The following is a 15,527-nucleotide window of genomic DNA, read 5'->3' on the forward strand; positions in this document are numbered from 1 at the left end:
TAAGCAAAACATGAAGAACGCATTCCCAGTTCAGGCAGAACCACTGGATATGCTCTATCTTTTTTACGCGCATTTATCCCAAAAAACGTTTCACATTTTTTGGAGTGTGCTTTAGCTTTCATGCGTTCTTCGCTGTTTACTGTCAATATACAGGCGTTTATTTTCCTGGCCGTCCTGTTTTTCCTGAGCGGCGGGTTTTACGCTTCACATCGACCGGATCTTCATAGGAACCCGCACCGGTACGATGTCGCCGGACTGGTGCAGGATCATCATCACTTTGTGGTCCGAGCGGTTTTGCCATATCTGTGCCGGGGCCCATATTGTCGAGCGATGGTTTTTTGAACAGGGATGGTGAGGGCGATGTTTTGCCGCCGCCCCGGGACGGCCGTTCAAGCGACATTTCTGCTTCGCGCGCCAAAGGATCATCTGCAATAGCCAGCTCTTTTTCACGCAGGCGTTTGATTTCGTCACGCAGTCTTGCGGCTGTTTCAAAGTCGAGATCGGCTGCGGCATCGCGCATTTTTTTCTCAAGATGTTCAAGATGGGCGCCGAGATTATTGCCAACCATACCACCTTGTTCAGCAAAGCCGCTGATATCCGCGCGAACATGATCCCGCTCGTAAACGGAATTAAGAATATCCGAGATATTCTTACGTACCGATGCCGGAGTAATGCCGTGTTCAGTATTGTAAGCGACTTGTTTTTCGCGGCGACGATTGGTTTCCCCCATCGCCCGTTCCATCGAGCCGGTAATTTTGTCGGCATAGAGAATAACACGGCCATCGACATTTCGCGCAGCACGGCCGATTGTCTGTACCAATGAGGTTTCTGAACGCAGGAAACCCTCTTTATCCGCATCGAGAATAGCAACGAAACCACATTCCGGTATATCCAGACCTTCACGCAGCAAGTTGATGCCGATGAGAACATCAAATGTGCCAAGGCGCAGATCACGGATGATTTCGATACGTTCCAGCGTATCAATATCCGAGTGCATATAACGCACGCGCACACCTTGTTCGTGCAAATATTCAGTGAGGTCTTCGGCCATGCGTTTGGTCAGCACGGTGACCAGCGAGCGATAGCCGTTTTTCGCTGTCTCGCGGATTTCCCCCAGAACGTCATCAACCTGCGAGCGGGCAGGGCGCACTTCTACCGGCGGATCGATCAGACCGGTCGGTCGGATCAGCTGTTCAGCAAAGACACCGTCGGATTGCTCCATTTCCCATTTGCCGGGAGTGGCCGATACGGCAACAGTTTGCGGGCGCATTGCGTCCCACTCTTCAAAACGCAGCGGGCGGTTATCCATGCATGATGGCAGGCGGAAGCCATATTCCGCCAAAGTTGCTTTGCGCTTAAAGTCGCCCCGATACATGCCGCCAATCTGTGGAACGGTCACATGGCTTTCATCGATGAAAACCAGAGCATTATCAGGAATATATTCAAACAATGTCGGTGGCGGTTCACCCGGCTGGCGACCGGTGAGATAGCGGGAATAGTTTTCAATACCGGCACAGGAGCCGGTTGCTTCCAGCATTTCCAGATCGAAGGTCGTGCGCTGTTCAAGACGCTGGGCTTCGAGCAGGCGGCCGGCATTGTTGAGTTCAACAAGGCGATGTTTGAGCTCATCCTTGATGGACTTGATCGCCTGATTGAGTGTCGGGCGTGGCGTTACATAGTGCGAGTTCGCATAGATTTTTACGGATTTGAGGTCGCCGGTTTTCTGGCCGGTGAGCGGATCAAACTCGGTAATGGTTTCAATCTCATCGCCAAAGAGTGAGATGCGCCATGCGCGATCTTCCAAGTGGGCGGGGAAGAGTTCAATTGTATCACCGCGCACGCGGAAAGAGCCGCGCACGAAATTGATATCCTGCCGCTTATATTGCTGTGCCACCAGATCGGCGAGGAGCTGGCGCTGATCGAGACGGTCACCGATCTTCATCTCAAAGGTCATCGCTGTATAGGTTTCGACCGAGCCGATACCATAAATACAGGAAACGGAGGCCACGATAATCACGTCATCGCGCTCAATCAATGAACGGGTGGCAGAGTGGCGCATCCGGTCGATTTCTTCATTGATCGAGGATTCCTTCTCAATGAAGGTATCGGAGCGCGCGACATAGGCTTCCGGCTGATAATAATCATAATACGAGACGAAATATTCGACCGCATTATTCGGGAAGAAGCTTTTGAACTCGCCGTAAAGCTGGGCTGCCAGTGTTTTGTTTGGTGCAAGGATCAAAGCAGGACGCTGGGTGCGCTCAATAATATTGGCAACGGTAAAGGTCTTACCTGAGCCGGTGACCCCAAGCAGAACCTGTGTCTGGTCATTGTTCTCAATACCCTCCACCAGTTCGGCAATCGCCGTCGGCTGGTCACCGGAAGGGGTATATTCGGTTTCCATCTGGATGCGGATACCGCCTTCAGACTTTTCAGGACGCTCCGGTCTGTGCGGTGCCCAAAGCTTACCGTTTTTGAACAGCGGATTGCCGGATTCAATCAAGGCAGACAAAGCTTCTACTGTTGCCGTTGCACCACTGGAAGGCATGTTGGCGGCGTCTTCCATGGTGATGTCCATGCCGGAGACCGGATTAAGGCCTGCTGCAACACGTTCTTTCAGTGTCGCGGCTTTGGCTTTGGAAGACGGAGCTTTTTTGGCTTCTGGCTTTTTTGCTGCCGGTTTTTTAGCGGGTGCGGATTTGGGGGCAGCGGGCAGGGCTTCCGGCTGTTCTGCCATTTCGCTGATCATGCGTGACCAGTCGCCGACAGATGAAGAAAGCGGAATGCCGGTGAATTCTGCCTGAGGCGCTTCGCCGAAGCCTGAGTCATGCGGCGCTTCGCCGAGGCCTGAGTCGTTCGGCGCTTCACTGGGACCTGAGTCGTGCGAAGGCTCGTTCAGATCTTCAGGCTTTTGCGATGACTTATCTTGTTTGGACATGTCAGAACTCTCTCGGCGGGCAGAAACGGAAGTCAGGATGCTCAGATATACCGAATATAGGTATATAAGTATAGAACGAAAAGGGTACGCACTGTCTGCGCAGCGATTTTATAAAATGAAAAACGCCGCAGATGGCTCTGCAGCGTTTTGGGTGTGGTCAACTGACTGCGCAAATCTTATCTGCGATGGCTTGGACGGCCCGAGTTGGAATTATGCGGGCGGTTGTTGTGGTTGCCATTCCAGCCCGGCTGCGAAGGTCTTGGGCGATTATTATTGTTCCAGCCTGAATGTGGTGGTCTTGGACGATTGTGCGGACGGTAGTTTGGCTGGTGCGGACGATAATATGGGCGATCATAATAACGGTCTTTATGGTTGTTATTGAGCGCGGAGCCGATAACCACACCTGCAATCAACGGAATGCCGATTGTTGCAGCAGTAGTGCCGAAGTTATTGTTGCTATAATTGCCGGAAGAGCCTTCACGGACTGCGAGATAACGGGAAGCTGCCCAGCCAAAACGGCCTGCATAATTCACCTGACACCAGCCGTAGCCGCTGGTGCAGCCGCTGACATCAACGCGTGCGCCGTTAGGAATAGAACCGACAGTCGGATAGTTCGTGCCAGGGCCGGTGCGCAGATTAAGATTGGTTGTGACAATCGCATTTGCAGCATGTGCAGCCGTGGCAGAGAATAGAGCAACGGCAATGATCGCCGATTTAATAATCCGTCTCATTTCAGTCTCCTCATGAAGTGTGTCTGTTCTTGTTATGCAGAGGACAAAACAGCGTGCTTATTACAAATCTATGCGGGGCTATATGAATACAGCCTGAATGCATATGTAATTAGAGCATAATTCCTTAAACTTGGATCAGTTTAAGGTAAAATTATGCTCTCATTTGAAAGTGTTAGAGCGACCTTTGTGTGCCAAGTATGGCGCACGGCGCTCTAATATAATGTTTTGCTGACGGTGATGAAATGAATAATGCGGAATATAGTTACTTTGCAAAGCTTATTATGCATCATCACCCTCATGAACAAGCGAAGGGGATGATGTTGAAGTCAGGCCTTATTGCTGAAAACCGCTGGCTGCTGCTGTCAGAATACGGCCGGGCAGATAGATAACCATCGATGCTGCACCGGCAACAACATTGGTGCCGTCTGCCAGCATCGCCTGACCGGATGTTTGTCCTTCACCTTTCAGTGTATCGAAAGACAGGCTGCCATCATTGACCAGTGCCATCAGGGTCGGGGAGGAGGCGAAGACACTGTGATCGCCGCCGTCAACCTTACTGGCATCAAGTACGGCGATGCCGTATTTTTGCAATGTTTCAATTCCCGAGCCGTCGCCAACACGGGCATGACCGCCGGTAATACGACCTGAAATATTCAGAGCGCTGTCATTGCGAGAAACCATTACGCCCATTGGTGGTAATGGTTTGACGTCTTTGACCTGCTTTTCGAACAGGTCGAGATCGATGTCTGGCGCGGCAAGCAGCACATTGGTCAGGCGCTTCAGCGTGGATTGTTTTTCATTGAGCGACAGGGTGCGCAGGGCCTCCATAGTCACAAAGCTGCCCATGGAGTGACCAACGAGCAGAATACGCTTGGCTTTGGTTTTGGCTGCCAGTTCCAGCAATTCTGCCAATCCGTCGCGTGCGAAATCGGCGCTGTCGCGGTCATAGACATAAAGTCCGAGCGATGCGGCTGATGGCCATGCATAATGAACGGCGACGGATTTCAAGCCGTAATCATGTGCAAACTGGGCTGTACGGAAAGTACTGTCAGCGAAATTGTTGTTATACCCGTGGACAAAAACCAGCAATTCCTGCTCTTGAGGGCCGCGCTGATCGAGCGCCTGATTAAGCTGATTAACAAAAGCATTGCCACTGTCAAAATTCTGCATGCTAACGGCAGCAAAATGTTTGGCCGGATCAGGTTTGTAACCGGTTTTTTCCACAACGCCTTTCACATGCGCTTTCGGAATGCCGACATCAACACGGGCGAAGTTAAGGTGATCCGAGCGCTTGGCGTTGAAAGGCAGCGAGAAATCATTGCTATGCTGGCGGCTGGTTGCAACAAAAACTGGCACCACAGCAGCGGGTTTGGCCGGTTTAACAATAGCAGCATTCGCCGCAGCGATTGATGCCGGACTGGAATTAGGACCATGCCAGAGTACAGCGCGGGAGCCTGTACAGCCACTGAGCATGATGGATACGAATGCCAGAAATAATATACGAGTCATTCGCTGCTTTATCCTTACCGGTAATTGAGGCCTGAAAACTACGAAGAAAATCACGAATAGTAATGTATCTGAGCGTCCTTGTACTGTTAAGGATGCCCTATGTTCTAAAAGCAGTAATTGAAGGCTCTGGCAATCGGTTAAAAGGAACTACACAGGCATTTGAAAGGGCGGCGTGTCTTTTAGGTCATATTTACTATTGCTAAAATATCACTCGGGATTCTCTGCAAATATTGTTTTTACTGGCTTTGTTTTAGTAAAGCGCAGGCGCGGTACGATTTCTACCATCATCATTGACAGGAAAATCAAAGCGCAACCGGCAAGGCCGATCATTGGCAGGCGTTCGCTCAAAATAATGGCACCGAACAGCGCTGCAAACAGCGCTTCCGAAGACAGGAAAATCGCTGCCTGCGGTGCGCTGGTGTAGCGCGTGCCGATTGCCTGCAAGGTAAAGGCGACCCCTGATGAAAACACACCGGTGAACAGAATTTCCGGGGCAGCGGCCTGAATAGCCTGCCAGCTGGTCTGTTCAAAAATCATCGCAGCGATAAGGCCGGCAATAGCAACAACGGCGAATTGGGTGCAGGCCATTGTCACGGGTCTGCCAATGCGGAGGGCGTAACGGGCAATGAACAAGCCTTGCAAAGCCCAGAAGAATGCGCCGCCGATCATCAGCCAGTCGCCTTGGCTGAAACTGTTGAGAGCGCCGCCGGACAACATAAAAATACCGGTCAGGCTGAAGGCCGCGGAGAGCCAGACAATCGGATGTGGCCATTGCGAGAATAACAGCACCCCTAAAATCGGAACCAGCACCACATAAAGGCCGGTTAAAAAGCCTGCATTGGTGACAGATGTTGTGAGCAGGCCGGTCTGTTGCAGAACCATGCCGGAAAACAACATGCTGCCGAGAATTGCAAAAGCTCTATAATCGGAGGCGCTGAGTGGCTTGGTTGCCCGCGCAGTTTCGCGCAGGGCAAATGGCAGAACGGCGGCTGTAGCAACAATGAAGCGCAGTCCGATAAAGGTGAGCGGGCCGATATTCTCCATCGCCGTGGACTGGGCGACAAAGCCGAGACCCCAGATCAGGCCGGCAAAAAGAAGCAGTAGATTAGCGCGTGTCTGAGTCATGTGAGGCCTGCGGTATACAGAAAGAAGCAAATAATGTTTCAGTCCTGTTGGTCACCGCTCACATAAAGCGCTGCTGTCTGCCTGCCGGAAAATGAAAATTCTGTTTTATAAGGAGACAGAGTTCAATAGATGTCCGGCCAAAACGTTCAGGATAATGGGCTGAAGCGCGGTCACTATGCTGTATTATTGCAGGAAAGCAAGGTGTATTTCAGCTGAGAATACAGTGTGATGGCGTATTAATAAATTGATTCTCACACTCTTCTCGGTAGTTTTTCCTGCCTGATCTCATTTATAATACTTAATACTGAAGTCTTGTTGATTATCGAATGTCTTTTATGATAATCTTCTTATGTAAATATTCTTGGAGACTTTGAGTAAAAAAGATCAGTTTTTATAAATTTTTGTTGCAGAAAAACTTGGAAAAAGGTTGGCGACCCCTAACTTTTTCACAAGTTTTTTGACGATGCTTTTTACTCTTTCTTTTTGCTTGCAAAGCTGGCACGATAACCCAAATAGGTGATGAATGGTGAACGGTTCCGAAGCACTGCTTCGGTGACCGTTTTATTTTTGAGTCTTGAGGGTGATCTCCGGCAAAATGTGACGGAATACTCTTGGTTTTTGTTTCTGCATATTCGCAGCCAGTGGCTGCGGGATGGTTAAGCGCGATTTAAAAACGCGCATCAGGCATGAGAAAGGACAGGGCATGGAAAAGTTCCCTATGACACAAGCTGGATTTGATCAGCTGAAAGAGGAACTGCGCTGGCGTCAGCAAGAGGAGCGTCCGCGCATTATCGAAGCGATTTCGGAAGCGCGCGCACATGGCGATCTCTCTGAAAATGCCGAATATCATGCTGCGAAAGAAGCGCAGAGCCTCAATGAAGGTCGCATCGGCGAAGTGGAAGATTATGTCGCCCGCGCTGAAGTGATCGATATTGCTAAGTTGACGGGTACGACGATTAAATTCGGCGCGACAGTCACGCTGATCGATGAAGACAGCGAAGAAGAGCGTATTTATCAGATCGTTGGCGATCAGGAAGCGGATGTTAAAAAAGGCCGCATTTCTATCTCGTCGCCGATTGCGCGTGCTTTGATTGGTAAAAGTGCAGGGGATACTGTAGAATTCAATGCACCGGGCGGTGCCCGTTCCTATGAAATTCTTGGTATGAGATTTATTTAACCGGTGCGTGTACCCCTGATCGACACAGATATTCTGGCTCCGAATTTTAAAAAACGTCTCTCCGGCGTCACCTCGACGATTGTTCAGCTGGTGCCGGTGCAGCGTAAAATGGGGGTCAGGATAGCAGCTGTCGGAAGGGGCTTGCCGGATGACCTGCCGCATGTGAACTTGCGAGATCTTGCCGGATTGTGGCGCAAGCCTGCATCCGGCAAAAAATTCCGTATCTGGCACGCCCGCCGCAATGTTGAAATGCTCGCGGGCATTATCATGCGTGATGTGCTGCGGATGAAGCTGAAAGTGATTTTTACTTCAGCTTCACAACGCCACCACAAGAAATTTACCAAATGGCTGATCCGTCGTATGGACGGTATTCTGGCAACCAGTGGTCGCACAGCGAGCTATCTGGAAGTGCCGCATATTGTGAGTATGCACGGCATTGATTTGGAGCAGTTCCATCCGCCGCGCAATGATCAGGATCGCTTTGCAGCGAGCGGCTTGCCTGGCAAATATGCTATTGGCTGTTTTGGCCGTGTGCGCCATCAAAAAGGCACTGACCTTTTTGTTGATGCGATGATTGAGTTGCTGCCGCGCTATCCTGAGTGGACTGCGGTGGTCGCCGGTCGCGCGACAGCTGAGCATGTCAACTTTGAAAAAGAATTACAGGAGAAGGTGCGCAAAGCCGGTTTGGCGGAGCGTATTGTTTTCTTAGGCGAAGTGCCGTTTGTGAGTAGCGATCCGCAGGCGGATAGCATCAGCTCATGGTATCGCCGTCTGGATGTTTATGTTGCGCCATCGCGTACCGAAGGTTTTGGCCTGACCCCACTGGAAGCTATGGCCTCTGAAACAGCTGTAGTGACGAGTGATGCCGGTGCCTATCCTGAAATCGTGATTGAGGGTGAAACCGGTTATGTTGTGCCTTCTGGTGCAACCATGGCGCCTGCGATTGAAAACTATCTGCGCGATCCAGCCCTTGCCGCCAAACATGCTGAAACGGGTTTGCAGCGTGTACGCGAGTTCTTCCCGCTGGAGCGGGAGGCGAAAACAATTGGCGCTTTTTACGAGCGTATTTTCGAGCAGAAATAAATGCAGAAATAAATAAAGCCGGTTTTCACCGGCTTTTTTCATATTTAGAAATATGCTGAGACTTAAATCGCGATCAGCACTTCGTCTTTAACCGGCTTGATGGTCAGCGCCGTACGGACTGAATCCACATTTGGTGTTGCGGTCAGCTCTTCAATCACGAAAGTCTGAAAGGCGTTGAGGTTCGGTGCAACGCAATGCAGCAGGAAGTCGGATTCACCGGATACCATCCATGCGCGGCGTACCAGCGACCATGATTTGGTTTTCTCTGCAAAGGCTTTCAGCTCGCTGTCGGACTGGTGTTTCAGGCCGATAGAGCAAAATGCTACCAGATCCTGCCCAACGGCTTCGCCTTTGATAATCGCCTGATAACCCTGAATGATGCCGCTTTCTTCAAGCTTGCGTACGCGACGCAGGCATGGCGGTGCCGAGATGCCGACGCGTTCCGCCAGCTCGACATTTGTCATCCGCCCGTCATTTTGCAGTTCCCGCAGAATTTTCCAGTCAATATCGTCAAGATCAACCTTAATCGGCATAGGAACTCCATAAGAGAGGCAATAAAAAAGCGGTGAACTGCCACAGGGCAGCATGAAAGTCGTTTGTATGCATAAAGCAATTATATAACAACAATGCAAGGCGCTACGCTATTGGCAGCGTTTCCAAGAATTGCTTTAGAGTCTCTGCATTATAACATGAATGGAAAAATGAGAATGGGTAATTGAAATTATCAACCATTCTGCATCGTTTTCTTTTCTGCGGGCAGATCAGTTTTTCGTGAACAATGCTGTTTAGCGTACCCAAAAGGCGCGGGTAAACAGAATAACCACTGTGATCAGCTCCAGACGTCCCGCCAGCATGAGATAGCTTAGAACCCAGAGCGCATTATCATTGATGGTTGAGAAGTTACCTGCGGGGCCGATGGTTTCACCAAGCCCCGGGCCGACATTGGACAGGGCTGTGAGCGCGCCGGTAAAGGCCGAGATGAAATCCAGCCCGAAAATTGCCAGTGCCATCGTGCCAAGTACCAGTGATGCAAAATACAGGAACAGGTAGAGCAGGGCGCTTTGCGCAATATCCGGCGTGATTTCCGTGGTGCCATAACGGGCTTTAACAATCGCATGGGGCATGACTAAACGGGTCAGGCTGGCCTGCGTGGTGCGCCATAAAATGATGATGCGGTTGATTTTCATGCCGCCGGATGTTGAACCGGCACAACCACCGACAAAAGAAGCAAGAAAGAACACGCCGACTGCCGCAGGCCCCCAAAGCGTGTAATCCTCAGTGGCAAAGCCGGTGGTGGTAATCACGGAAATGAAGTGAAAACCTGCTGTCAGCAAAGCTGTGCCAAACGGCATATCCGAGCTGATACGCAGCAAGACGGCGAGGCCAAAGGTGAAGATCGCAATCAGAGCGAGAAACAGCTTGATCTGCGGATCAAGCAGATTGGGCATTTGCTGCGGAATGACAGCTTTGATGTAGAGAATAAACGGCAGGGAGCCGAGGGTCATAAAGACCATGGCGACAATCAGAATAGCATTATTGCCTTCAAAGAAGCCGAAAGAGGAATCATGGGTTGAATAACCGGCGGTGGAGATCGTTGTCAGCCCGTGATTAATGGCATCAAACATGCCCATGCCTGCCGCAAAAAACGCCAGAATGCACAGGATTGTCAGGCCGCAATAGGCAATAATAATGCCGATGGCCAGCTGGTTGACGCGCGGCAGGATTTTCTCCGATTTATCCGATGATTCCATATGGAAAAGCTGCACCCCGCCGATGCGCAGTGATGGCAGCAGCAAGAGCGCCAAACCGATGAACCCGATACCGCCGATCCAGCAAAGCAGTGAGCGCCAGATCAGAATGCCGCGCGGCATCTGATCTAGGCCGGTGAGGGCGGTGGAGCCGGTGGCGGTAATACCGGAGGTGGATTCAAACAAGGCTGTCGCGAAGCTGATCGGCAGATGCGAGAAATAAAACGGGATTGAGCCGAGCAAGGCGGCTGTGACCCAGAGCGAAACCGTGAGCAGGAATCCGAGACGTGGCGAAAAACGCACCTGACTATTCTGCGTTGAGAGAAAAACCAGCGAGGATACCACGGCGGTAAACAGTGATGAGCGGATGAAAATCAGCCAGTCCGGTGTTCCGTCGCGCAAGTCAAAAATAGCAGGAAATAGCATGGCCACTGCCATAATCATGCCTAAGCGCGCACAGATATTGCTGACAAAACGAAATATGATCCTGCCCTCTCGGCTGTAATAATCTTTCCTGCAAGCAGGACTGCGTGTTGCTATGTCCTCAAGCGGGTGACTTGTTTTGAGCAAAGCAGTACGGATTTGCATCTTTATAGGAAAACTATAGGAAGCTAGAGCATGCCGCATGCTCTAGATTCTTTTAATTTTCGCATGCTCGCGGTAGCTCAAATGAAAATATTTAGCTGCGACATGCTTTAGCAAAATTTTTATGCATTTCCTATGGGGCGCAGTTACTAAAGCGGGTTTGTGACTTCTCAGAAACACCGCAGCAGTTTTTGGCCGCTGGCACAAACTTGCCTGTGATTAAGCCTGACTTCAGCTTGTAATCGCAGACTGCGAAATCTAGTTTCACAGTATCGCTGCACGGCATGCCCTTAACCCATGCCACAAGCAGTCAGAAAGTTATGCGGAAAGAGAAGAGTTTATGACACAGCGCCATGTTCCAGTCCTCATTATCGGTTCGGGCCCTGCCGGTTATACGGCGGCCATTTATGCAGCCCGTGCCATGCTGAAACCGGTTATCATCACCGGACTGGAGCAGGGTGGTCAGTTGATGATTACAACTGATGTGGAGAACTATCCGGGCTATGCTGAAACCGTTCAGGGGCCGTGGATGATGGAACAGATGGCAACGCAGGCACAGAATGTCGGTGCTGAAATCGTCTATGATCTGGTCTCAGCAGTTGATCTTTCCAAACGCCCGTTTACGGCGAAAACTGATAGCGGCGCTGTCTATACCTGTGACGCTTTGATTATTGCGACCGGTGCGCAGGCCAAATGGCTGGGTCTGGAAAGCGAACAGCATTTTATGGGTGGCGGGGTTTCTGCCTGCGCAACCTGTGATGGTTTCTTCTATCGCGGCAAGGACGTGATTGTTGTCGGCGGCGGTAATACTGCCGTTGAAGAAGCGCTGTATCTTTCACATATCGCGAAATCGGTGACTGTTGTGCATCGTCGTGACAGCTTCCGTGCGGAAAAGATTTTGCAGGAACGCCTGTTGTCGCGTGAGAATGTGAAAGTGATCTGGAACCATGCGGTCGAGGAAATTACCGGCAATCCGGCAACGCCGCCAATGGGGCCGCTTGTGACCGGCGCCCGCCTGAAAGATACGTTAAGCGGTGCGATCACCGAAGTGAAAACGGATGGTGTCTTTGTCGCTATCGGTCATGCACCGGCAGTATCATTGTTTAAAGATGTGCTGAAAATGAAAGACAGCGGTTATTTGTGGACAGCACCGGATTCGACAGCAACCAGCATTGAAGGTGTTTATGCTGCCGGTGATGTGACTGATGATATTTACCGTCAGGCTGTAACTGCTGCGGGCATGGGGTGTATGGCTGCGCTGGAAGCAGAGCGCTGGCTGGCAATGCAACCCGCCGCTTAACTTTTATAAAAGGTTGAGTTTGCAAATAATTATGGCCAATATCTGATACCGCTAGCTGATATTTCCTGTGCGTGCTCTTTAAAGTTGCCACAAAATTTTGTTGTTTATCTTGTGGTAGTTATTAGCCGATTCTGATTTACTGCCGGATATTGGCATGCAGTTGTAATGGGAAGTACAGAGCGGATGTTCCGCATTGTGCCGGAGGATAAAAAGCAATGTCCGTTCTTTTGATAACGGGCATTGCATGAAAAGGGGATCGTGTGGTGGCACCACTTGACTGGGATAAGCTACGCATTTTTCATGCCGCTGCTGAGGCCGGCTCGTTTACCCATGCAGCGCAGACATTGCATTTATCGCAGTCGGCGATTTCGCGTCAGGTGAGCGCGCTGGAGCAGGACGTCGGCGTGGCGCTGTTCTATCGTCATGCGCGTGGCCTTATTCTGACAGAGCAGGGTGAAATCCTGTATCGTACAGCACATGATGTGCTGATGAAACTTGAGAATGTTCGTTCCAAACTCAATGAAAACCGTGAGAAGCCTTCCGGACGCCTGCGCGTGACAACAACAGTGGGCTTAGGCTCCGGCTGGCTGATTGAGCGGATGGAGGAATTTGCTGATCTTTATCCTGATGTTCAGGTGCAGCTGATCCTTGATGATGAGGAACTGGATTTGACGATGCGTCATGCGGATTGCGCCTTGCGCCTGCGTCAGCCGCAGCAGCCGGATCTGATCCAGCGACGCATGTTTACCGTGCATATGCATGTCTATGCGTCCGAAGGCTATATTGCCAAATATGGCAAGCTCAATGCCATTGAGGAACTGGATGAACATCGTATCGTGACTTTTGGCGAATCTGCACCGTCTTATCTGATGGGGCTGAACTGGCTGGAAACTGCCGGTAAAACCGATGGCAGTGCGCGCATTCCGACCTTGCAGGTCAATAATCTGCTGTCGATCCGCCGTGCGGTGCTGGGTGGTGTCGGGATTGGTGTGTTGCCGGATTATATGGCGGATAAAACATCCGGTCTGGTGCGTTTGTTGCCGGCGCTCGGGGAGATCCCTTCCTTCGATACATTCTTCTGCTATCCCGAAGCCTTGAAAAATGCGGCGAAGCTGCATGTGTTCCGTGATTTTATTTTCTCCAAAGCGAGAAATTGGTCGTTTTAAAAACGCAGAAAACAGTCTGAGAAAGCCGGTTTTACCGGCTTTTTTTGTGTTTAAAGGGCTGGAATACGCATCTGTGCAAAGAAAATTGTTTCAAGATAGGGAGCTATTCGAAAATGCATAGCTGCTCTGCAATATCGTTCGTTGTGGTCTTCCGCGTAAAAAGGCATATACAAGTCATCTTAGTGATGCGTCTCCTCCTCCCATTGCGCATCCTAAGTGTTCCCCTCGAAGGCTTGTCCATATGACGCCTTCAAAATTCCAAGCCGGGCTTATGTCCGGCTTTTTTTTGTCCAAATTCCTGCATCCGATAGAAGCGTGATTAAGTACAGTATAATGCAGTACTTACTGACATGAAGCTGCCCATTGGTTTGTGCTGGACTTTAAAATTTATTCCCGCTCATATGATATACGGCACCGCAGAGCAGAATGCTGATGTGCCGGAATATTTAAATTATTTATTTTAAAACGAGGGAGGTAACCGGAGATTTGGACCGCATTCGATTGCCGGATGTTGTGTTGAGTGCCGGAGACTATGCGTAAGAATGACCGGTTAAGTCATCCCTGATTTAGAGCGAGTTTCGATCTGATTGGATCAGATCGTCGCTCTAAATATTTGTTTTAACGCGCATCTTTATCCGAAAACTGCTTCACACTTTTCGGGATGCGCTCTAATGGGAGACTTTGTAATGCGCATCACTGATGCTTCGCCAAATTTATATAATGAAGATCTTGCCCCCGCGCAGAAACGCAATTGGGGCGCATTTAGTATTTTTAACGTGTGGACATCGGATGTTCACAGCCTGTGGGGCTATTATCTCGCCGCAAGCCTGTTCCTGCTGTGCGGCGGTTTTATCAATTTTGTTATCGCAATGGGTGCGGGCTCGCTGATCATCTTTTTTCTGATGAATCTTATGGGCTATGCGGGCGTAAAGACTGGTGTGCCTTATCCGGTGCTGGCGCGCGCGTCTTTCGGGATTTGGGGTGCTAATCTGCCTGCGCTGGTGCGGGCGATAGTTGCCAGCTTTTGGTATGGAGCGCAGACGGCAGCGGCTTCCAGTGCGATTGTGGCACTGTTGATCCGCAATGAAAGTCTGCTGGAATTTCACCAGACCTCATTCTTTATGGGGCATAGCACGCTCTCGGCGATTTGTTTTCTGATCGTCTGGGCATTGCAATTGCTGATAATTCAAAATGGTATGGAGACTGTTCGTAAGTTTCAGGACTGGGCGGGGCCTGCTGTCTGGATTGCCATGCTGGTGCTGGCTATAGGTCTGGTGATCAAGGCTGGCGGCTTTTCCTTTGAACACGGTATTCCGCAGGATGTGCTGCTCACTGCAACCAAAGATGCAGGCGTACCGGGAGAGCCGGGCACGTTCTGGGCGCTGATGGCTGTTGCGGCAACATGGGTGACTTATTTCGCGGCGCTTTATTTAAACTTCTGCGATTTCTCCCGCTACACACCGGATAAAAAGACCCTGCTGAAAGGTAATCTCTGGGGGCTACCGGTAAATCTGATGCTGTTCTCACTGGTGGCGGGAATTACAACCATTGCAGCCTTTAACGTTTATGGCGAGGTGCTGCTGCATCCGGAGCAGATTTCAGCAAAATTCGATAGCTGGTTTCTGGCTTTGCTGGCCGCATTGACTTTTGCGGTTGCCACGCTGGGGATCAATGTCGTCGCCAATTTCGTGTCGCCGGCGTTTGATTTTTCCAATGCTCTGCCGCGCTATATCGATTTTAAAAAGGGCGGCTATATTGCAGCGCTGATTGCCTTGCTGCTCTATCCTTTTGCGCCATGGGAGGGTAATGCAGCGCATTTTGTTAATGCGATTGGTGCAACAATGGGGCCACTCTTTGGCATTATTCTCGTTGATTATTATCTGATTGCGAAAGGTGAGGTGAATGTCGCGGCGCTCTATCAGGAGAATGGCGAATATCGTTTCACCAATGGCTGGAATATCAATGCGCTGATTGCAACAGCAATCGGGTCGTTGTTTTCCAGTATCCTGCCGATGTTCACCAGTCTTCTGCCCGACTGGTGGGCAATCTATGGCTGGTTCTTTGGCGTGCTGATTGGTGGTGGCATTTATTATATCGCCATGAAGCTGCGCCCTTATCGGCGGCCTGCATAAATAAAAGCTCCCGAACGGCAGTGACCGTTCGGG

General features: G+C 50.6%; 11 protein-coding genes. 5 read left to right on the plus strand and 6 right to left on the minus strand.

Going from position 1 to position 15,527, the window contains the following annotated elements; translation table 11 throughout:
* Positions 1 to 157: 157 nt before the first annotated feature.
* From uvrB to QUF18_RS08360, 4 genes are all read right to left on the minus strand, one after another.
* Positions 158 to 2,737, minus strand: coding sequence for an excinuclease ABC subunit UvrB (gene uvrB, locus QUF18_RS08345; RefSeq protein WP_374806721.1), 2,580 nt, complete (start codon positions 2,735 to 2,737; stop codon positions 158 to 160).
* Positions 2,738 to 3,114: 377 nt separating this feature from the next.
* On the minus strand, positions 3,115 to 3,669 hold the full coding sequence (locus tag QUF18_RS08350) for an SH3 domain-containing protein (RefSeq protein ID WP_353074499.1): 555 nt from the start codon (positions 3,667 to 3,669) through the stop codon (positions 3,115 to 3,117).
* Between the two features lie 333 nt (positions 3,670 to 4,002).
* Entirely contained in the window at positions 4,003 to 5,178 is a 1,176-nt protein-coding gene (locus QUF18_RS08355) for an alpha/beta hydrolase (RefSeq protein ID WP_289386591.1), read from the minus strand.
* Between the two features lie 207 nt (positions 5,179 to 5,385).
* The gene (locus QUF18_RS08360; RefSeq protein ID WP_289386592.1) at positions 5,386 to 6,303 is read right to left on the minus strand and encodes a DMT family transporter; all 918 of its coding nucleotides are present in this window, start codon (positions 6,301 to 6,303) and stop codon (positions 5,386 to 5,388) included.
* Positions 6,304 to 7,006: 703 nt separating this feature from the next.
* On the opposite strand from QUF18_RS08360, the gene greA reads away from it, so the two are divergent.
* Positions 7,007 to 7,480 (plus strand): transcription elongation factor GreA, encoded by a 474-nt coding sequence (gene greA, locus QUF18_RS08365; protein ID WP_289386593.1) that lies wholly within the window; start codon positions 7,007 to 7,009, stop codon positions 7,478 to 7,480.
* Positions 7,481 to 7,483: 3 nt separating this feature from the next.
* Positions 7,484 to 8,563: a glycosyltransferase family 4 protein gene (locus QUF18_RS08370; RefSeq protein ID WP_289386594.1), complete on the plus strand. Its 1,080-nt coding sequence runs from the start codon at positions 7,484 to 7,486 to the stop codon at positions 8,561 to 8,563.
* A gap of 62 nt (positions 8,564 to 8,625) precedes the next feature.
* On the opposite strand, the gene QUF18_RS08375 is transcribed toward QUF18_RS08370, so the two are convergent.
* Entirely contained in the window at positions 8,626 to 9,096 is a 471-nt protein-coding gene (locus tag QUF18_RS08375; RefSeq protein WP_289386595.1) for an Lrp/AsnC family transcriptional regulator, read from the minus strand.
* Positions 9,097 to 9,348: 252 nt separating this feature from the next.
* On the minus strand, positions 9,349 to 10,749 hold the full coding sequence (locus QUF18_RS08380) for a TrkH family potassium uptake protein (RefSeq protein WP_289386596.1): 1,401 nt from the start codon (positions 10,747 to 10,749) through the stop codon (positions 9,349 to 9,351).
* Positions 10,750 to 11,236: 487 nt separating this feature from the next.
* Between QUF18_RS08380 and trxB the strand changes: the two genes are divergently transcribed.
* The 3 genes from trxB to QUF18_RS08395 all read left to right on the plus strand — a co-directional run bounded on the left by trxB (position 11,237) and on the right by QUF18_RS08395 (position 15,494).
* The gene (trxB, locus tag QUF18_RS08385) at positions 11,237 to 12,196 is read left to right on the plus strand and encodes a thioredoxin-disulfide reductase (protein ID WP_289386597.1); all 960 of its coding nucleotides are present in this window, start codon (positions 11,237 to 11,239) and stop codon (positions 12,194 to 12,196) included.
* A gap of 260 nt (positions 12,197 to 12,456) precedes the next feature.
* The gene (locus QUF18_RS08390; RefSeq protein WP_289386598.1) at positions 12,457 to 13,362 is read left to right on the plus strand and encodes a LysR family transcriptional regulator; all 906 of its coding nucleotides are present in this window, start codon (positions 12,457 to 12,459) and stop codon (positions 13,360 to 13,362) included.
* A gap of 686 nt (positions 13,363 to 14,048) precedes the next feature.
* Positions 14,049 to 15,494 carry an NCS1 family nucleobase:cation symporter-1 gene (locus tag QUF18_RS08395; RefSeq protein ID WP_289386804.1) on the plus strand — a complete coding sequence of 482 codons (1,446 nt, stop codon included), beginning with the start codon at positions 14,049 to 14,051 and terminating at the stop codon, positions 15,492 to 15,494.
* Positions 15,495 to 15,527: the final 33 nt, after the last annotated feature.

Origin of the sequence: Pseudochrobactrum kiredjianiae, from assembly GCF_030362795.1 — a bacterium.
GTDB lineage: Bacteria > Pseudomonadota > Alphaproteobacteria > Rhizobiales > Rhizobiaceae > Pseudochrobactrum > Pseudochrobactrum kiredjianiae.

Coding starts and splice junctions, on each gene's coding strand:
- uvrB (WP_374806721.1), bottom strand. CDS start 2,737: ATGGCAGAACAGCCGGAAGCCCTGCCCGCTGCCCCCAAATCCGCACCC.
- QUF18_RS08350 (WP_353074499.1), bottom strand. CDS start 3,669: ATGAGACGGATTATTAAATCGGCGATCATTGCCGTTGCTCTATTCTCT.
- QUF18_RS08355 (WP_289386591.1), bottom strand. CDS start 5,178: ATGACTCGTATATTATTTCTGGCATTCGTATCCATCATGCTCAGTGGC.
- QUF18_RS08360 (WP_289386592.1), bottom strand. CDS start 6,303: ATGACTCAGACACGCGCTAATCTACTGCTTCTTTTTGCCGGCCTGATC.
- greA (WP_289386593.1), top strand. CDS start 7,007: ATGGAAAAGTTCCCTATGACACAAGCTGGATTTGATCAGCTGAAAGAG.
- QUF18_RS08375 (WP_289386595.1), bottom strand. CDS start 9,096: ATGCCGATTAAGGTTGATCTTGACGATATTGACTGGAAAATTCTGCGG.
- QUF18_RS08380 (WP_289386596.1), bottom strand. CDS start 10,749: ATGGCAGTGGCCATGCTATTTCCTGCTATTTTTGACTTGCGCGACGGA.
- trxB (WP_289386597.1), top strand. CDS start 11,237: ATGACACAGCGCCATGTTCCAGTCCTCATTATCGGTTCGGGCCCTGCC.
- QUF18_RS08395 (WP_289386804.1), top strand. CDS start 14,049: ATGCGCATCACTGATGCTTCGCCAAATTTATATAATGAAGATCTTGCC.